This window comes from Pseudomonas syringae (assembly GCF_021606685.1).
In the GTDB taxonomy this organism is placed as follows: Bacteria; Pseudomonadota; Gammaproteobacteria; order Pseudomonadales; family Pseudomonadaceae; genus Aquipseudomonas; species Aquipseudomonas syringae_R.
This window is the reverse complement of the sequence record NZ_WKCB01000095.1, coordinates 1-19,384: the sequence shown is the minus strand read 5'-3', so window position 1 is coordinate 19,384 and position 19,384 is coordinate 1. Positions and strand designations below refer to the sequence as shown.

Here is a 19,384-nt window from a genome sequence, read left to right as displayed (position 1 = left end):
AGCGGCGCTAGGGGCTCCCAGACCCTCGTGATGATCCGCAGGACTTGTTGTGAGCAATTACTCAGCTAACAACCGTCAGCGCTGCGCGCCGACAGTGCATCAGCGCGTTTTTACACACTCTGGGCCAGAAGCGGTCAATCGCTAAGTAGCTGCCGTTCGTGATTTGCCAGCGGGTGTCAGCTATGCAGCGATAACTGCCGGCCATGTCTGTAAGTCGAAATACCGGTTTTAACCACATCCCGGTCGTCTCGTGCAACAAGGTAGTCGCCTGCTCGCCGACAGGTGTGAGGTAGGTGGTAGTCAGCGGCAAATCGGTAGATGGCGATCTACAACGCCATCTCCTATTTAAGGTGTAGCTTGGAGTTTGATAAGTTTGCCTTCATACCGCGCTTCTGGACAGATGCGCTCCGTGCGCTGGATCCAAATAGTAACTTTGAATTTTTGGGTGATGAATAATGAAATCCCACATATCAGCATCAGATGAAAACGGTTCAAAACCATAAATTTCATCTAACTTTTTCACCGCCGTTAAAAAATACAATGGTGTGGCATAGGCTCGAACACGGGGGCACTCATTAATACGGCGTTCTTGCTGAGACGCGATCATCCAAAACAACGGCCGCCACCAAGAATAAGAAAAGTCACAACGCAAGATGATTTCGCGAGCGTTATCACGGCCAGTCAACATGGTAAAAAAGTTAATAAGTTCGTCTAGTTTGTAGCGGTGGTGCTGCTCCTGAATGATGAATTCGTCATAGCTCTTGGAATATGTGACGTTTGACACTCGCTCCCAGCAACTTGATGGGAGAGGGAGTTGTTCTGCGACAAAAAAACGGCTCACCACAAAATCAAAATACTCCTTACTGGCTACACATGGAATCAGCACGCTCATTGAAGAGTTTTTCACATCCTGAAAATATTGGCTGCAGTACACCTGAAATAGATCCAGCACTGATCGCTCGTCCGCATGGATAGCAACTTTAAGACTGGCCCGAGCCATTTCACCGTTAGCCAAGGCTGTATCACTAATCGCACGCGCCGTGGCTGTGTTGGCCTCTGCTGTCTTCTTTAGATCATCAGCAGTCATACTCAATTCGCGCATTTGAAGATAAATCGTGATGAGTACGCCAGCACATGCTAGCCCCGCGAACAGTGCATTAACGCTGCTGAAGGTATCTGCTAACGGCTGATTCGTCAGATTTTTGATAAAGTCTGATGGATTGGAAACCCACCACCACGCACCAATCCAGACACCAATTATGAGAGATATTACCGCGACAACGGTAAGTTTCCCAAGATTCAACGGCCTAAACTTCCGAGCTTTCATCATCCAACTCCATCAGATATTTACGTAAAAATCTTATACGACTCTCAGATACTACTATCCATCTAAAACCGGCGATGCTGCATAAATCCGATCAAAATCAAAAGGCGCCAGCTTACTTAGAATACTTTCGTCCGGCTAAAAATCATCTCAAGCACAGATCCTACCAAAAAGCACATACACAAATTCCATTTAGATGTTTTTAGCGCCGGTCGGACCATCCGCATCGAGAGCTAACGGCTTCAGCTTTTCCTCAAATTTCTACTGAGCTACCAGCGCTGCGCGTATTGCTCCCACCTCTTCCTCGGGGTGAAGTAGGTCGGGGATCCGTCGAGGTGCGCAGACGCCGGTCCATCGTACCCCTCTGACCTGAATATCAGCTTCTGGCCGAAAGCGGACCCTGGTCGTATGGGAAGGGCCGGGTGATTATTGGACGCGGTTTAGGGCACATTTAGGGCAGATCAGAGGCCGCATTACGCCGCAAAGATCCAGATGGCTGAGCTTGGTAGCCCGTATTTTAATGCCTGCAGCGGTCTCTAGTGATTCTAGAAGGGGTTCGAATCCCTTTTCCCAGACCGTTGAACGAGAGGCCTGATGGGATGACCCGGATGGTTACCCGACTGCAGGCCACGAAGCATAAAAATCAATTCCGCAACGGAAATAGAACCTCCCGATTTCAGTGGGCTCCAGCGAGGTAGAATGTTGACGGTGCGGAATTATATTGAGATAACCTATTGAAAATAATGAGGATATTCGTAGGTTGCAAATCCGCCTACGCCGGTTCGATTCCGACTTCGGCCTCCACTCTTAAAGCCCCGTAGATCAATGGTCTACGGGGTTTTTTATTGCCTGGAATTTGGTAACGCCTTCCGCAACCTGTCTCTTTTATTGCGATGACTGATATTTGGTTAGGCCTTTAAATTGCGGTGCGCTCCAGATAGAGCGATAGCCACCCCCAAGTCATGCCGCGTGGCGGCCCAAGCCTTCTCAGCTTGGCCAGCTCTTCTAGATCCCGGCGCGACAGGAAATATCTCAGTCACTATTTGAGCCGGCATAGAGGCGCGCGGGACGTCTTCGCCCCAGGCACCATCCGTTAAGTCGTTTCTGGAATTCGGCTCGTAAGGGCTTACGCGATTGATGTGAAAAACTCACAAGGTTAAACTGCGCGCCCTCGGACTACAGATCAGGGTGTGCGCTCTGGTCGTTTTAATACTATGGAAGGCACTCGCGCGATATGAGTTCACATCCACAATATAGGCCTGACATTGACGGAATGCGGGCGTTGGCTGTTATGGCCGTTGTGATTTACCACGCATTCCCCAAGTTAATCCCCGACGGGTTTATTGGGGTTGATGTTTTTTTGTGATCTCAGGTTATTTGATAACGGGCATCCTGCTAAAGAACTTAGCCAGCGAAAAGTTTGATATTTTTGACTTCTATGCGCGCCGGGCCAAGAGGATTTTTCCGGCCCTATCACTTGTATTGTTGTTTTGTGTAGTGTTTGGCTGGTTCTTTTTATTCGATTCTGAATATCGCAAACTCGGTAAGCACGTAGCCTCTGGGGCGGGGTTCGTGGCGAATCTGACGCTGTGGAGTGAGTCAGGCTATTTCGATGCTGCTGCAGAGCTGAAGCCCCTTCTTCATTTGTTGAGCTTGGGGGTAGAAGAACAGTTTTATCTGGCCTGGCCGCTGGTGTTGTGGTTGGGGTGGAAGTTTCGCAAAGCCTCTTTGATTGTCATCCCGACACTGGCAATCGCTTCGTTTTATTTGTGTGTGACTAAAGTTTCCAGTGATCCCGTCGAGGCGTTTTACTCGCCGCTGACACGGTTTTGGGAACTCGCTTTCGGCGGTATTCTTTCCTATTTGCATATTTACCATCGAGTCAACCGTGCGGCACGCCCTCAATGGGTTGCGGAAGTAAGCGCTGTGGGCGCGCTTATGTTACTGGCAGTTGGCTTTGCGATAATCGATGCGCGTAAACCCTTTCCCGGCATATGGGCAGCGGTGCCCGTGGCAGCGTCGTTGTTGTTGATCGGCCCGGCTGAAGGTTCCAGGGTTACGCGTCTGATGCTTGCGAACCGGTTTGCTGTATGGATTGGACTGATTAGCTTTCCATTATATCTATGGCATTGGCCCCTGATATCGCTTGCCACTATTCTGAAGGGTGAGTTTCCTAGTGCAGAGTACCGGCGTTACGCTGTGCTGGCAGCCATAGTGCTTGCGTGGTTAACCTATAAGTTCGTAGAAACACCGATCAGGCTTTCGTCGCGCAGCATTATTCCTAAAGGTCTTGCCGCACTGGTATTGGTTATCGGATGCAGCGGCTACCTTGTCTATAATGGCGCTGCGGTGGAGATAAAAGGCCCTAACGAAATTGCTGCTGAATACGGACAGAAAAAGTTTTTTAGCTATCTTGTTGATTACTATCACGTCTGCGCCGAAAATAGCATAAGGGAAAAAGCGCTGGCTTACGATGGGCACATACGTTGTATGCAGTCGAAGCCGGACTCAAAGGTCGATCTCGCAATTATTGGAGATAGCCATGCCGAACATTTATTTAACGGCTTGGCAAAGGCGCTTCCCGAACATAACGTCGCTTATTACATCAAGGCCAGCGCCCCCTTTGTTGGAAATTCCGACTTCAAAGAAATTTACGAATTTCTTCAGCGTCCTGATTCCCCACAAAAAGTTATGATCGCGGTGCATTGGATCAAACGTATGCAAGAAATCGCGAAAAACTCCAACCTGGAACAAGAGGTACTTGCTTCTGTAGGGGCATTGCTTGACAGTGGCAAATATGTTTATTTGGTTGATGATACTCCTAGATTTCCGTTTGATCCTAAGAGGTGTTTGATTAAAGCTCGCATGCAAAAAGATGCCTGCGCCATACCGCTAGCTGACGCTAAGAAGGAGTTTGATGCGTACGAAGGGCAGTTGCGTAGCGTCGCTCGTAAAGAACCTCGTGTTAAATATCTGCCCATTAATCAATACTTCTGCGATAACAAGCGATGCAGTATGACCTTGAATGGAAAGCTTCTTTTCCGTGATAAAAATCACCTTAATGTGTCTGGCTCCGACTACGTCGGCGCGTTGCTAATTCGGGATAATCCAGGGCTTTTCAATTGATTTGATGAAATTATGCAAAAGTTCTGTGTATAGTTTCATCTTTTGTAATTTAAATTACTCGTCTGGAGACAGGATGTTTTCGCGAAGAACGTTTCTTGCACGCTCTATTTCATTGGCTCTACTGGGTGTTCCTCTCAGGTATGCAGCGGCACAGCCCGGAGCTACTGACGGGGAGCGGTTGAATGCCCACAGTGACTGCGGCGGCGTATTCGTTACTCCTGAGCAGTTCCAATCTCGAATTTTTGAAAAATTCAATTACGAGATGTTCAGCGACGGATCCTCCCGTTTGCTCAATGACCTATCTAGCTTTTTGCCGATTGGAGCGTCAGTTTCTGCTGATGAATCAAGCGAAGTGAAGGCGGGACGCTATTACGTATCCAACCAAGGCGCGGCTTGGAATGCCGGGAAGTCTTGGGCCAATTCTTTGTCCAGTGTAAGTGATGCGCTGGGTAAGCCCGATGTAGATGTAGTTTACGTCAAGTCTGGGATTTATTTTCATGGCTTCAATTTAGGCGAGTACAAGCGCAATAGGGATGTTTCTATTCAGGGGGTTGATGGTCCGGTATATTTTATCAGTGTGCCGAAAACAGATTTCTTGAAGTTCTCTAAAACTGACTATAAGGGAGTTTTTGTTTGCTCTCTCAAGGACAAAAAAGCCAGAGGGTTTGTTTCGCTTGATCATCTTGATGGTGCCGGCAATCCATTTGCGTTTGAACGGGCAGAGAGCTTGGGTGAGTTAAACGACCAGGCGGGCCTCTGGTTTGCTGATGGGAATAAAACATTCATTTCCTGGCCGGATGCTAAAACCGAGCCATCACGTGTATTGCCCTACCATCGGAAGAAGATGGGGCTGTACTCAAAGTCAGTAAAGTTTCATCACAGTGGAATTACTTACATTGGCGGCAGGGACGGTGCCTTCACCGCTCGAGATGGCAACCTCGATACTGTCGTTTACGCAGAACGCATCAATACGTGCGGTTCTACTGGTGATGGTTATCAAATCCTGGATGTTGGGGTTTCCATATCGATCAAATGCTCATCTTCAAGAAATGTGAACGATGGTTTCAATTACCATGAGCGCAACGGAATTTCACCGCACTTCGTCGAGATCGATTGCGTCGGCGCTGAGAATCTAAAAGCGCGCACGGGTAATGGCTCGACCTGCCATGAGGCTGTCAATGGCTTCCGGCTAGGCGGACTTTACTTTAAGAACCGAGGCCCTGGCGTGGCTGATATCAATGACGCACGGACGTTTAATGTCCGGTGTTCCAGCAACGAAAACGGCAACGGCGACCGTTTCGGTCACGGATTCCAAATCAGCGGCAAAAGAAATGATGAAACGCCTACGTCGCATATGTGGCTTCACAGCTGCCAAGCAACAGGAAATTCGGGCGCCGCGCTTTCATCTGTAAATGGAGGCGTGCTCGAGTACCGGGACACATACATCGACTATGGAGTCGTTGACGTGGATGACCGCAGCACGAGCCGAAAGTACATCATTAGCGTATAGCCCTGGCTCTGCACTGTATGGGGTCGCGCGGACGAGCAGTTGGCGGCTGCTTTGATCTATCCGCGCGGGCTTGCTTTTGCCTGTCGACATGCCCTACAGAAAAATTGACTGCAAGCTTCCTACAAAGCTAACTGGCAGTTACGAATTACCTTGTTGGTCCTTTCTAGATACGTAGCGGTCAAATCATTATGAAAGGAGGTGGTGGAACCGGTCGGAGTGTCAGTCACATCAATAACCATTGCTGTTGCCTCTCCAAAAGCTACGCCTTCATCAAGCCAGATTGTGTACCCTCCGGAAATAGGACGGGTATGGATTTTTGCATTTCTTGCCAGCGGTTCTCTAAAGATTTCCTCTGTGTCGAGCACTATGCATCCAGCAACAGCTTTAGCTTTATTTGAACTAATTATTTCTATTGAGGGTGGCTTGGCCCTTAACATGTCTGGCGTTGAACATCCGGCAAGAAGTGCCATGCTTACGACTAATGGTGTGTAAGATATTTTCACTTTTATATATTCAAGTTGTTTAATTGTTTTAACTTAACAACAGTGCAGATGCACTGGATTCAAGCAACTGCGCACTATGGTGAGGAGGTTGAAAGACGGGGTGCTGTTCAGTTCGAAGGGAGGTAGGGCGGCGTGGCTGATCAAGGTGTACAAGGTGCATCTCCTTATGCGCGCAGTGCTTGAGAGGGGGGAGGTGATTGTATTACGCCATCACTGAGTCTGCACCCTGTATATCCCGACGGTAGGCGACGAAGCATTGACAGCCCATCACGCAACCCAAGTTGAACCTCCCGATAATCGCCGCCTGAGGCCGCGTCACGCCTCAATCCGCCTCAGCCCGGACAATCCGCTGACCCTTCACTTCCCCCGCATACCCCCCAAGCTTTTCATGCTGCGCCGTCAGTAATGCGCAGAGCTTCATCAGCGCCAACGCTTCACTCGGTGTCTTGGCTTTAGTCGCCATAGTCTTGAGTTCCACCACCGACCAACCAATCACGGCCGCCGCATCCTCGAGGTCGTAAAACAGTTCTTGCTGAGCGGTTCTTGGTCCATCCAGGTCACGTATCACTGTATCCACCCGCCCTTGTATCGTTAACCCTACAAACCCTACCAACAGGTTACACGATAACCGTGACGCCCTTGGTTCTGCGCTGTCATACCTGGCGAGAAGTTAATCTCGTCAAGCAAGAGAGTACGGTCATGAAGTTGAATTACCTCACCAAGGCGGCTGTTGTGGTCGCGCTGTTGTCGACATTGTCGGGCTGCTGGATGTTCATGCCACCGGGTGGTGGTGGCGGCGGTGGACATGGCGGTGGGCATGGTCAAGGCGGTGGGCCTGGCGGCCCGGGCGGTGGCCCGCGCTAACGGGTAGGCAAGGGAGGCAAGGGAGGCAAGGGAGGCAAGTCATGCACACTGGCTTGCCTTTTTTTTGCCTGGCTAAATCGCAGGCAAAGAAAAGCCCGCGATGGGGAGCGCGGGCTAAAGGGATGTTCATTAGGAGCTGGGTTTACCATAGGCCCGTGTCTGTGAAAGGGATGTGAAAACGGTGTAGGCGTTTTCTAAATGCGTTCAGCGGCGATTCACGTTGGCCGCAAAGTGTATGCGTGTATCCGCCGCCAGCTGTACGGGGCGGCGGGGCCGATATGGCTTTACTGTCGCAGGCATATCACACCGTTTGGATGCCGCATCATGTTCATGTCTACCAGCCTGCTGTCAGCGTTTGTGCTGTTCGCCTTCGTGTCGTCGATCACGCCCGGTCCCAATAACACCATGTTGCTCGCGTCGGGGGTGAACTTCGGGTTTCGCCGCTCGATGCCGCATGCCTTGGGGATCAGTATCGGGTTCATGCTATTGGTGATTTCGGTCGGCCTGGGCCTGGGCGAGGTGTTCAAGCTGTTCCCGTGGGCCTACACGCTGCTGCGCTACGTGGGTGCGGCATACTTGCTGTACCTGGCGTGGAAGATTGCGACGGCGGGCGGTATGTCCGACAGCCATGACGAGCACGGCAAACCCATGACCTTCCTGGGCGCAGCCGCGTTCCAGTGGGTCAACCCCAAGGCCTGGATCATGGCGTTGGGAGCCATCACCACCTATACGCCGGCTGAGGGCTATGTGACCAACGTGCTGGTGATTGCGCTGGTGTTCGCGGTGGTCAACCTGCCCAGCGTCTGCGTGTGGGTCGGCTGTGGCACCGGGTTGCGCAACGTATTGCGCGAGCCACGCTGGCTGCGCCTGTTTAACTGGTCGATGGCTGGGTTGCTGGTGCTGTCGCTGTACCCGATGTTGTTTGCCGGCTGAAGGTTAGACCGGCGAGATAGTGGCCAGCAGGCCGATGCCGATGGTCAATACCAAAAAGCCGAACAGGAAAAGTGCCATCTTGGTCATAAGGCCTCCTAAGGGAAGGGAGTGGGGTTGACGCCATTGTCCGCCCGCAACGCATTTCGATACAGAGGCAGATAACAAAGAAAAAACCGTATCAGATGGGCCCGCCGCTGTTCTGCTGCGGGCTTTTGGCGGGTGCGGTTTTCTCAAGATCAGTGCCTGAGACAGCCGTCGCATTTGCCCCTAAGATGGCGCCCATTGCATCTATAAAAATAGTGGGCCAACCCTCGATGGAAAGACGTCAATTCAGCGGTGGCATGAAAGGCAAGAACCTGCGCTACCTCAACGAAACCTCGCAGCCGACGTCGGTGACCCGCGTCGGCTTCCTGCTGCTTGAGCATTTCTCGCTGCCCGCGTTCACCCAGACCCTCGACACCTTCGTCACCGCCAACCTGCTGCGCCCCGAGCTGTTCGCTGCGCGCACGTTCGGCTGTGGCGACGGCGAAGTCATCAGCGACCTGGGCCTGGTGATCCGCCCCGACGCGCGCCTCGATGCAGCGGCCCTGCACGAACTTCAATTGCTGGTGATCTGTGGCGGCTTGCGCACCGAACTCAAGGCTGGTGAAGGCTTCATCCAACTGCTGCACAGCGCCGCCGAACACGGCGTGAGCCTTGCCGGGCTGTGGAACGGCGCGTGGTTCCTCGGGCGTGCCGGCCTGTTGCAGGGCTACCGCTGCGCCATCCACCCGGAACACCGCCCGGCGTTGTCCGAAGTGTCCAAGGCTACCCACGTCACCAGCGAGCCCTATGTGATCGACCGCGACCGCCTCACGGCGTCCAGCCCCTCCGGCGCGTTCCACATGGCGCTGGACTGGATCAAAGGCCTGCACGACAAAGCCCTGGTTGAAGGGATCGAAGACATCCTGGCGTTTGAGGAGTCACGCTATCGACGCATCAAGCCCACGGAAAATGTCAGCGTCAGCGCGCCGCTGCGCGAGGTGGTGAAACTGATGGACGCCAACCTCGAAGAGCCCCTGGACCTGGACCAGTTGGCGGTGTACGCCGGCCGCTCGCGGCGCCAGCTCGAGCGCTTGTTCAAGGAACAGCTGGGCACCACGCCGCAACGCTACTACATGGAGTTGCGCGTGACCGAAGCTCGGCGCCTGTTGCAGCACACCGAGCTGTCACAAGTGGACGTGCTGGTGGCGTGCGGCTTTGTCTCGCCGAGCCATTTCAGCAAGTGCTACAGCTCGTATTTCGGCTATCGCCCCTCGAAGGAAAAGCGTTTGGTCAAATAGCCTCAGCAGCCAGCATCCCCTTTGCGAACCGCGATTTTCAGAAGCGCGCCAGTCGATACGGCCTCATATCCGGCAAGTCCGATCGCAGCGGGCCTGCCGACAGCAGGTGCGCGACCATCTCCGCCGTCACCGCCGCTTGGGTCAGCCCCAGATGCTGGTGCCCGAACGCGAGCACTACCTTGCCCTCGCACACCCGATCGATGATCGGCAGTGAGTCCGGCAACGACGGCCGAAAGCCCATCCACGGGGTGGCGTCCTGCGCGTTCAGGTCGTCACGAAACAAGCCCTTGCTCAAGCGATGCAATTGCCAGGCGCGTGCCATATTGGCAGGACGCTCGAGGCCGGCGAATTCGACGGTGCCGGCCAGGCGCAGGCCGTCGGTCATGGGGGTCATGATGAATTTTCGCTCCAGGGACGTGACGGCGAAGGGCAGGCGCTGCGGTTCATGGGGCAGCATCAGGTGGTAGCCACGCTCCGTGTCCAGCGGCACTGATTGACCGGTCAATGCATGGGTGAGTGTGGCCGAATGGGCGCCGCAGCTGATCAGCACCTGGTGCGCCGCCAGCAGCCCTTGGTCGGTCACCAGCGTAACGCCCGGATCAGCCAGCCGTGCGTCCAGTACCCGGCGCTGGAGGAATTGCACGCCGCTGGCCTTGGCCGCATCGACCAGCTCACACACCACCTGGTAGGGGTCGAGAAAGTGCCCAGTGCCGGGGAAAAACAGCCCGCCCTGAATCGCATCGCTCAACTGCGGCGCGACCTTGCGTATGGCGTCGCCGCTCCAGGCCGCCACCGCCACGTTCTGCTGCTGCATGCGCTGTTGCAACGCCTCAATGGCCGGTCGCGAATCTGCGCGTTCGTACACCAGCAGCGAGCCGTCTTCGCGCAGCAGCTGTGGCCGCTGAATGCTCTGCAGCAAGCGCTGCCAGGCGCCGAGGCTGCCTTCGTTCAACGCACGGATGCCTGCCACCGTCTGCTGGTAACGGGCCGGGCGCAGGTTGAGTAGCAGGCGGACAAACCAGGGCAGGGCGCGCGGCAGGTACTTCCAGTCCAGGCGCAGCGGGCCCATCGGGTCCATCAGCATGGCCGGCAAGCGTTTGAGGATCGACAGGTCGGCAATCGGAAACACCTGCTCGGTCGCCAGGTGGCCGGCATTGCCATAAGAGGCCCCCATGCCCGGCGCCTGCTGGTCGATCACCACCACGCGCCGCCCTTGGCGCGCCAACTGCAGGGCACAGGCGACGCCGATAATGCCGGCGCCGACCACGGCGATGTCTGCATGGTTAGGGTCGGACATCGCCTACGCCTCCCGCCGGCCGTCGAGCAAGCGCCGCAACTGCAAGGGGTTGCCGTGCTGGAGCGCCTCTGGCAGCAGGGCGTCGGGGAAGTCCTGATAGCACACCGGGCGCAGGAACCGCTGGATCGCCGCCGTGCCCACCGAGGTGCTGCGTGCATCGGACGTGGCCGGGAACGGCCCGCCATGCACCATGGCGTCACAGACCTCCACCCCGGTTGGCCAGCCGTTGACCAACAGGCGACCGGCCTTGCGCTCCAGCACCGGCAGCAGGGCCTGGGCATGGGAAAGGTCAGCTTCATCCACGTGCAGGGTTGCTGTCAGTTGGCCCTCCAGGTGTTCGCAAACCTCGCGCACCTGCTGCTCATCCGCGCACTGCACCACCAGCGATGCCGCGCCGAAGACTTCCACTTGCAGGTGCTCGTTGGCCAGAAACGCGTCGGCCTGGGTCACGAACAGGTGCGCCTGGCCCTGGTTCGGCCCCTGCGCTGGCAAGCCTTGGGCGCTGACCTGAGCATGTTCTGCCAAGAGGCTGATGCCGCTTGCATAGGCACTCCAGATGCCCGGAGTGAGCATGGTTTGGGCGGCGCACTGCGACAGCTGTTCGCTCGCCACGCTGATGAAGTGATCCAGGGCTGGCCCTTGCACGGCAATCACCAGGCCGGGGTTGGTGCAGAACTGCCCGGCGCCCTGGGTCAACGAAGCCGCAAAAGCGTGCGCCAAGGCATCACTGCGGGCCTGCAGCGCGGCAGGAAACAGGTACACCGGGTTGATGGAGCTCATTTCCGCATACACCGGGATCGGCTCCGGCCGGGCCTGTGCGGCCTGGCACAGCGCAACCCCGCCACTGCGCGAGCCGGTGAAGCCCACGGCCTTGATGCGTGGGTCGGTCACCAGCGCGATGCCCACGTCGCGACCGGACCCATAGAGCAGTGAGAACACGCCTTGGGGCAGACCACAGTCGTGGACTGCCTGGGCGACCGCGCGGCCCACCAGTTCACTGGTGCCGGGGTGGGCGCCGTGGGCCTTGACCACCACCGGGCAACCGGCGGCGAGTGCAGACGCGGTGTCGCCACCCGCCACCGAAAAGGCCAGCGGGAAGTTGCTCGCGCCAAACACCGCCACCGGGCCCAGCGCAACGTGGCGCTGGCGCAGGTCGGCGCGGGGTAGGGGCTGACGTTGCGGTTGCGCAGTGTCTACGCGCACGTCCAGCCATTCGCCTGCGCGCACGGTGCGGGCAAACGTGCGCAGTTGCCCGCAGGTACGGCCGCGTTCGCCCTGAATACGCGCAATCGGCAGGCCGGTTTCGGCGACGGCGCGCTCGATCAACACCTCGCCCAAGGCTTCGATGTTGTCGGCAATGCGCTCAAGGAACGCGGCGCGTTCCTCCAGGCGCGTTTCGCGGTAGGTGTCGAACGCCGACCAGGCCAAGGCGCAAGCCTGTTCAACGTGTTCACGGCTGCCGCCGGCGTACGGCGGCTCCAGTGGCACGTCGGTGGCGGGGTTGATGGTCCGGATCGCTTCGCGCGTGCCGGAAAGGGGGTGCTGACCGATCAGCATCTTGCCCGTCAGAGTCATGGAGTGGTCCTGATAAAAGAGGGGTGGCCGCCGTAAGCCTCACGGCGGCGCGTGGGGTCAGGCGACGTTCTGCTCGGCCGACCAGGTGGCGTACCACTGACGGAACAGCGCGTATTGCGCTTCGGCGTAACGGCGCTGGGCCTCGCTGAGCACATCGGTTTCATTGAAGTGCAGCGCGTAGCCGCTGTCACCGTTGAGCACCATCAGGTGCTTGTAATACAGCACCAGGTCGCAGCCTTCATCGAAGGACGACAACACCGCCAGCGCGGTTTCGAGTTCACGGGCCAGGCGGCGGGCCTTGGCGTCGCCCTTGGCGGCTTGCTTGCTCAGCGCCACCAGGTGCAGCACCTCGCGTGGCAGCGCGTTGCCGATACCGGTGATGGCGCCGGTGGCGTTGCAGTTGACGAAACCGTGCACCACTTGGGTGTCGACGCCCACCATCAGGGTCACGCTGTCGTCCTGGGAGGTGATGTTTTCGGCCGCGTAGCGCAGGTCGGCTGCGCCGCCGAACTCCTTGAAGCCGATCAGGTTCGGGTGTTCGCGGCGCAGTTCGAAGAACAGCTCGGCGCGGGTCGCGAAGCCGTAGTAGGGGCTGTTGTAGATCACCGCCGGCAGGTTGGGCGCGGCCTTGAGGATCGCCGAGAAATGCGCCTTTTGCGCAGTAGCACTGGCGCCACGGGACAGCACGCGCGGAATCACCATCAACCCATGGGCGCCGACCTTGGCCGCATGGGCAGCGTGGGCGATGGCCTCGCGGCTGTTCACCGCACCGGTGCCGACGATGGTTGGCACGCCGGCGGCGACCAGACGCGCCACGCCTTCCTGGCGCTCGGCCTCGGTCAGCAGCGGCCAGTCGCCCATGGAACCGCAATACACCACGGCGCTCATACCGGCATCGATCAGCTCGCGACCCTTGGCCACCAGGGCGTCGAAGTCTGGCTTACGTGCGGCGGTGCATGGCGTCATCAGGGCGGGGATGCAACCGGTGAAGATGTTGTCAGTCATTGTGTTAGCTCCGTATTCAAGCGAAAAAGACTGGGTTCAGATGCCCCAGGCGAAAGGGTCCTGCTCGTCGATCAGCAAGGTGCTGTCGGCGGTCATGTAGGCGCGGCCGGTGATGAACGGGCGGACGCGTTCGCCGTCCCATTCATAACGGCCTTCGAATTGGCTGCCGGTGATGCTGGCTTGCACCCAGGTCTCCCCGGCGGCGAGCTTGCCGTCGGCAGCCAGGCACGCCAGCTTGGCGCTGGTGCCGGTGCCGCAGGGCGAGCGGTCGTAGGCTTTGCCGGGGCACATCACGAAGTTGCGGCTGTCGGCGTGAGGGTCATCGGCGAACAGTTCGACATGGTCGATCAGCGCACCGTCTGCGCCATGGATGCCCTGGTCCTTGAGGGCCTTGAGCATCGCCCAGGTGTAGTCGGTGAGGGCGTCTACGTTACTCATCTCGAGCGTCTGGCCATGTTCCTCCACCAGGAAAAACCAGTTGCCGCCCCAGGCGATATCGCCATGCACCACGCCATGCCCCGGCACGTCCACCGCCACTTGCCGGCGATGGCGATAGGCGGGCACGTTGCGCAGGGTCACTGCGCCATCGGCGTGCAAGGTGGCCTCCACCGGGCCAACCGGCGTGTCGATGGCATGCACGCCCGGTTGAATGCGCCCCAGGTGGTGCAACGACGCCACCAGCCCGAGGGTGCCGTGGCCGCACATGCCCAGGTAGCCGGCGTTGTTGAAGAAGATCACCCCGCAGGTGGCCCCCGGTGTCACCGGCTCGCAGTACAGCGCGCCGACCAGCACATCGTTGCCGCGTGGCTCCAGCAGGCAGGCGCGGCGCCAGGCGTCATGCTGGCTGCGCAGGTGCTCCAGCTGGGCGGCAATGCTTGCGCCTTCAAGCGTGGGGAAGCCCGTCATCACCAGGCGCGTGGGTTCACCGCCGGTGTGGGAGTCGATCACATGCAGTCGCTTCATAAAACGCTCCATTCAGTGGGTGGCCGGGGTCAGCGGGGTGCTGCCGTGGGGTTCGTCGACGGCTTCGCTTTCATCGGCTTCATGCTCCAGTTGCACCAGCTGGGCCGGTACGCCCGTAGCGGCGCCCCAGTAGTAAATACCCAGGGCGCAGACGGCGACGACCAGCGTGTCAAACGGGTGGCTGATCGCGCCGATGCCGCCAAAACTGCCGAGCTTGGAGAGCAGGATGGTTGCCGCGTAAAAGCCGATCAGCCAGGCCGAGGAACGCACCTGTTGCTTGAGATTGATATGCGCGGTCGGCACCCAGCGTGCGCAGAGCAGGTACACCACAAACATCAGGATCTGCAGGCCGAGCAGCCACGAAACGGTGCTCCAGCCGGACCAGTAGACGATCAGTGCGGCGATGATGAACGACAGCGGGCCCAGCACGGCCATGCCCTTGACCCGAAACGGGCGAGCCATGTCCGGTGCAGTGCGACGCAGCGCGGCAACGGTGACCGGGGCCACGGCGTAGCTGAGGATCAGCGCCGCTGAGACCACATTGATCAGCGCTTCCCAGGACGGAAATGGCAGGGTCCAGAACACCGACAACCCAAAGGTCAGCCACAGCGCCGGGCGCGGGATGCCGGATTTCTCATCGATACGCGTGAAGATCTTGAAGAACGTGCCCGTCTGCGCCCAGCCGTACACCACACGCGGCGTGGCGTTCATGTAGATATTGCCGCAGCCGCTGGGGGAGATCACCGCGTCGGCCACCACCAGGTAGGCCAGCCAGCCCACGCCCAACGCCAGGGCGATATCGCGATACGGCAGCGCCAGTTCCTTGCTGATCCCGGCCCAGCCATTGGCGAGCATCTCGGTGGGCACGCCACCGAGGAACGCGGTTTGCAGCAGCACATAGATCGCCGTCGACAACAGCACCGAGAGGATCAACGCAATCGGAATCGTGCGTTGCGGGTTCTTCACTTCACTGGCCACCGAGATGATCGGCGTCAGCCCCAGGTACGCAAAAATCACCCCGCCCGCCGACACCGCCATCTCGATGCCCGAGAGGCCGAACGGTGCAAAACCCTGCACCTGAAAATTCGCCGGTTTGAAGAACGTGAACAGCACGCCGATCACCAACAGCGGCACGATGAACTTGAACACGCTGACCAGGTTATTGGCGATGGCGAAGGTTTTTACACTGCGGTAATTGAGCACAAAGAACAGGCACAGCAGGGCGAATTGCACCAGCCAACCGAGGGTAGTCGGGTCGCTGGAACCGGCCTTGGTCAACTCGGGAAACCACGCCGCGGCGTATTGGCGCGAGGCAACCACTTCGATGGCCACCAGGCTGGAAAACGCGATCAGCGTGATAAAGCCCATCAGGTAACCCAGCAGCGGGCCGTGGGAATACACCGGGTAACGCACCACGCCACCGGCGCGCGGCAATGCTGCGCCGAGTTCGCAGTACACGATGCCCAACAGCAGCACCGCGAAACCACCGATCAACCAGGAAATAATCCCGGCCGGGCCTGCGATAGCGGACACATGGCTGGCTGCAAACAGCCAGCCCGAACCGAAGATGGCACCCAAGCCGATAAAGGTCAGGTCCATCAGGGAAAGCTGTTTCTTGAACTTGCCTTGAGCTGACATAGCGTCGCCTTCTTGTGAGTTATTGGATAGGCAGCAGTGGCCCTATCCTGAACGCGAAGGCGGGGCCGCGATTGATGTTTTTTGCCGGCAACGATGACGAAATCGGCACAGTTCTCGCCGCTCGACAGCGCCCTGGGCATCGGGCAATCTGCTACGCGTCGAGGGGATCAGCAGGGGATATACCGTCATGATGCACAGCGCGTTTGCGACCCTTTGCCAAGGGAGCGAGGCGAATCGCCCGCACAGCATCGAGCAACTGTTGGCCGGTGTGGCGCAGTTGTTGCCGATGCTCGATGTGATTCCCAACGCCGCGATCTTCATCAAGGACATGGGCGCGCGTTACGTGCTTGCCAACCGCACGCTGGTGCAACGCTGCGGCCTCAAGCAGCTGCAACCGCTGCTGGGCAAGACCAGCGCCGAAGTGTTCCCTGCGCAGCTGGGGCCGGGCTACACCGAGCAGGACCGGCGCGTGCTGGAGCAGGGTTTCGTGCTTGAGGACCAACTCGAACTGCACCTGTATGGCACCCGCGAACCCGGTTGGTGCCTGACCCACAAATGGCCGCTGTATGACCATGAAGGCCGCATCATCGGCCTGGCCGGCATCTCGGTCGACCTGCAATCGGCCAGCGAAACCCACCCGGCCTACCAGCGCCTGGCCGCCGTGGACGAGCACATCCGCACGCACTTCAACCGCCGCGTCACCTTGGGCGAGCTGACGCGCATCGCCGGCATTTCAGTCGCGCAACTGGAGCGCTACTGCAAGCGCGTGTTCCACCTGACCCCCCGGCAGATGATCCAGAAAGTGCGCCTGGAACACGCACATCGCCTGCTGCACAGCGACCTGCCGATCACCGACGTCGCGTTGCAGTGCGGGTACACCGACCACAGCGCGTTCACCCGGCAGTTCAAGGCGTCCACAGGGTTTACCCCGCGCCAGTATCGGCAGGCCACGGGGGGCGAGGCGGGCTGACGTTCGACACAGCACCTTGGCTGTTTCTGACCCCGAAAACCCACATCCAATGCAACGAATGGCCCCCGCACGCCTCATATGACTACAACCGGTGGCGCTGCTACGTGAGCCACCGCGTTGTGCTCATTCACAACGACAGGTACCAGGCTTATGACGGCGGCTGAAAACAACCATGTGAACTGGCTGGTGGAACAATCGATGCTGCATGCGGCACGCCAGCGCGCCAAGCTCTATTCGGGGCAAGGCCGGTTGTGGCAACAGCCCTATGCGCAGACCCGGCCCCGTGATGCCTCGGCCCTGTCGTCGGTGTGGTTTACCGCTTATCCCGCGTCGATCGTGACCCGCGAGGGCGGTACGGTGTTGGAGGCGTTGGGCGATGAAGCGCTGTGGCACGCGCTGTCGAAGATTGGTATCCAGGGCATCCATAACGGCCCGCTGAAAAAATCCGGCGGCCTGGTGGGCACGCAACACACGCCGACCATCGACGGCAATTTTGACCGTATCAGTTTCGAGATCGACCCGCAGTTGGGCACTGAGGCGCAACTGCAGGCATTGACGCGCATGGCCGCCGCGCACAATGCGGTGATCATCGACGACGTTATCCCGTCCCACACCGGCAAGGGCGCGGATTTTCGTCTGGCCGAAATGGCCTACGAGGACTACCCCGGCCTCTACCACATGGTCGAAATCCGTGAGGAGGACTGGCCGCTGCTGCCCGACGTGGCCCACGGGCGCGATGCGCAGAACCTCAGCCCGGCGCAGGTGGATGCCCTGCGCGACAAGCATTACATCGTCGGCCAGTTGCAGCGTGTGATCTTCTTCGAGCCAGGCGTGAAGGAAACCGACTGGAGCGCCACGGACGTGGTGTTGGGCGTGGATGGCAAGCCACGCCGCTGGGTGTACCTGCATTACTTCAAGGAAGGCCAGCCGTCACTGAACTGGCTCGACCCGACCTTCGCCGCGCAGCAGATGATCATCGGCGACGCCTTGCACGCCATTGATGTGATGGGCGCGAAGATCCTGCGCCTCGACGCCAACGGTTTTCTCGGCGTGGAACGCAAGCTCGATGGCACCGCCTGGTCCGAAAGCCACCCGCTGTCGATCACCGGCAACCAATTGCTCGGCGGGGCGATCCGCAAGGCCGGCGGTTTCAGCTTCCAGGAGTTGAACCTCACCGTGGATGACATTGCGTCGATGTCCCATGGCGGCGCCGACCTGTCCTATGACTTCATTACCCGCCCGGCGTATCAACATGCGCTGCTGATGGGCGACGCCGAATTCCTGCGGCTGATGCTGCGCGAAATGCACCGCCAGGGCATCGACCCGGGCTCGCTGATCCACGCCTTGCAGAACCACGATGAGCTGACCCTGGAGCTGGTGCACTTCTGGACGTTGCACGCGCATGACAGCTTTCTCTATCAGGGCCAGACCTTCCCCGGCAATATCCTGCGCGAGCACATCCGCGAGCAGATGTACGAGCGCCTCGCCGGTGAGCATGCACCGTACAACCTCAAGTTCGTGACCAATGGCGTGTCGTGCACCACCGCCAGCATCATCACGGCGGCGCTGGGTATTCGCGACCTCGACGCGATCAGCGCGGCGGATATTCAACAGATCCGCCAGATCCATTTGCTGCTGGTGATGTACAACGCCATGCAGCCCGGCGTGTTTGCGCTGTCGGGTTGGGATCTGGTGGGCGCGTTGCCGCTCGCCGCCGATGAGGTGGCGCACCTGATGCAGGACGGCGACACGCGCTGGATTCATCGCGGCGCTTACGACCTGGTGGACCTGAACCCGGACGCCGAACTGTCCGCCGGCCAGATGCCGCGCTCCAAAAGCCTCTATGGCAGCCTGAACAGCCAGTTGCAGGACCCGGAGTCCTTTGCCTCGCAACTGCAGAAAATCCTCGCGGTGCGCCGTGCCTACGACATTGCCGCCAGCCGCCAGATCCTGGTGCCGGATGTGCAGAACCCGGCGCTGCTGATCATGGTCCACGAGTTACCGGCGGGTAAGGGCATACAGATCACCGCGCTCAACTTTGGCGCTACGCCGATTACCGAAACCCTGCACCTGCCCGATATTGCAGCGGGCATGGTGGTGGACATCATCAACGAGCGGGTAGAAGGCGACCTGACCGCCGAGGGTGAGTTCACGATTACGCTGGACGCGTATGAAGGGCTGGCGTTGCGTGTGGTGAGCAGCTCACCGGTATAGCCGTGGCGGGTTGCGGCAATCGCCCCCTTGTCGCGTACAAGCTTGTGGCGCGGGGGCGTGGCGCCGGCGGGGGGGGCAGGCGCCCCCAGCCCCGTAACCTAAAACAGGGGGGCCGTCGAACCCAACGACGGCCAGCACCC

The 19,384-nt window shown here is 58.6% G+C and carries 15 protein-coding genes; 7 read left to right on the top strand and 8 right to left on the bottom strand.

Annotated elements, in window-relative coordinates:
* Positions 1–379 precede the first annotated feature (379 nt).
* Positions 380–1,327, bottom strand: a complete 948-nt coding sequence (locus GIW02_RS24205; protein WP_236422130.1) for a hypothetical protein — start codon at positions 1,325–1,327, stop codon at positions 380–382.
* A gap of 1,359 nt (positions 1,328–2,686) precedes the next feature.
* Between GIW02_RS24205 and GIW02_RS27430 the strand changes: the two genes are divergently transcribed.
* Together GIW02_RS27430 and GIW02_RS24195 are read left to right on the top strand one after the other, a co-directional pair.
* Positions 2,687–4,450, top strand: coding sequence for an acyltransferase family protein (locus GIW02_RS27430; RefSeq protein ID WP_236422129.1), 1,764 nt, complete (start codon positions 2,687–2,689; stop codon positions 4,448–4,450).
* 73 nt (positions 4,451–4,523) lie between these two features.
* Complete coding sequence (locus tag GIW02_RS24195) at positions 4,524–5,960, top strand: hypothetical protein (RefSeq protein ID WP_236418352.1); 1,437 nt, start codon at positions 4,524–4,526, stop codon at positions 5,958–5,960.
* A gap of 119 nt (positions 5,961–6,079) precedes the next feature.
* Here GIW02_RS24195 and GIW02_RS24190 read toward each other — a convergent pair whose 3' ends face one another.
* Together GIW02_RS24190 and GIW02_RS24185 are read right to left on the bottom strand one after the other, a co-directional pair.
* The gene (locus GIW02_RS24190; protein WP_236418353.1) at positions 6,080–6,430 is read right to left on the bottom strand and encodes a hypothetical protein; all 351 of its coding nucleotides are present in this window, start codon (positions 6,428–6,430) and stop codon (positions 6,080–6,082) included.
* A 355-nt stretch (positions 6,431–6,785) separates the two neighbouring features.
* On the bottom strand, positions 6,786–7,040 hold the full coding sequence (locus GIW02_RS24185) for a hypothetical protein (protein WP_236418355.1): 255 nt from the start codon (positions 7,038–7,040) through the stop codon (positions 6,786–6,788).
* Between the two features lie 122 nt (positions 7,041–7,162).
* Here GIW02_RS24185 and GIW02_RS24180 point away from each other — a divergent pair, with 122 nt between their 5' ends.
* The 3 genes from GIW02_RS24180 (at position 7,163) to GIW02_RS24170 (ending at position 9,582) form a co-directional block, all read left to right on the top strand.
* Positions 7,163–7,327, top strand: a complete 165-nt coding sequence (locus GIW02_RS24180; protein ID WP_236418356.1) for a hypothetical protein — start codon at positions 7,163–7,165, stop codon at positions 7,325–7,327.
* Positions 7,328–7,651: 324 nt separating this feature from the next.
* On the top strand, positions 7,652–8,260 hold the full coding sequence (locus GIW02_RS24175) for a LysE family translocator (RefSeq protein WP_236418357.1): 609 nt from the start codon (positions 7,652–7,654) through the stop codon (positions 8,258–8,260).
* Positions 8,261–8,574: 314 nt separating this feature from the next.
* Positions 8,575–9,582 carry a GlxA family transcriptional regulator gene (locus tag GIW02_RS24170; RefSeq protein ID WP_456361621.1) on the top strand — a complete coding sequence of 336 codons (1,008 nt, stop codon included), beginning with the start codon at positions 8,575–8,577 and terminating at the stop codon, positions 9,580–9,582.
* Between the two features lie 37 nt (positions 9,583–9,619).
* On the opposite strand, the gene GIW02_RS24165 is transcribed toward GIW02_RS24170, so the two are convergent.
* From GIW02_RS24165 to GIW02_RS24145, 5 genes are read right to left on the bottom strand one after another with little or no spacing between them, the layout of a single operon-like run.
* The gene (locus GIW02_RS24165; protein WP_236418358.1) at positions 9,620–10,879 is read right to left on the bottom strand and encodes an FAD-dependent oxidoreductase; all 1,260 of its coding nucleotides are present in this window, start codon (positions 10,877–10,879) and stop codon (positions 9,620–9,622) included.
* A 3-nt stretch (positions 10,880–10,882) separates the two neighbouring features.
* The gene (locus GIW02_RS24160) at positions 10,883–12,454 is read right to left on the bottom strand and encodes an aldehyde dehydrogenase (NADP(+)) (protein ID WP_236418359.1); all 1,572 of its coding nucleotides are present in this window, start codon (positions 12,452–12,454) and stop codon (positions 10,883–10,885) included.
* Positions 12,455–12,511: 57 nt separating this feature from the next.
* A complete protein-coding gene (locus GIW02_RS24155; protein WP_236418360.1) occupies positions 12,512–13,459 on the bottom strand; it encodes a dihydrodipicolinate synthase family protein in 948 nt (315 codons plus the stop codon).
* A gap of 36 nt (positions 13,460–13,495) precedes the next feature.
* Complete coding sequence (locus GIW02_RS24150; RefSeq protein ID WP_236418361.1) at positions 13,496–14,422, bottom strand: 4-hydroxyproline epimerase; 927 nt, start codon at positions 14,420–14,422, stop codon at positions 13,496–13,498.
* A gap of 12 nt (positions 14,423–14,434) precedes the next feature.
* Positions 14,435–16,060 carry an APC family permease gene (locus GIW02_RS24145; protein WP_236422128.1) on the bottom strand — a complete coding sequence of 542 codons (1,626 nt, stop codon included), beginning with the start codon at positions 16,058–16,060 and terminating at the stop codon, positions 14,435–14,437.
* A 187-nt stretch (positions 16,061–16,247) separates the two neighbouring features.
* Between GIW02_RS24145 and GIW02_RS24140 the strand changes: the two genes are divergently transcribed.
* Together GIW02_RS24140 and treS are read left to right on the top strand one after the other, a co-directional pair.
* Entirely contained in the window at positions 16,248–17,030 is a 783-nt protein-coding gene (locus GIW02_RS24140; protein WP_236415701.1) for an AraC family transcriptional regulator, read from the top strand.
* 150 nt (positions 17,031–17,180) lie between these two features.
* Positions 17,181–19,244: a maltose alpha-D-glucosyltransferase gene (gene treS / locus GIW02_RS24135; RefSeq protein ID WP_236415703.1), complete on the top strand. Its 2,064-nt coding sequence runs from the start codon at positions 17,181–17,183 to the stop codon at positions 19,242–19,244.
* Positions 19,245–19,384 lie beyond the last annotated feature (140 nt).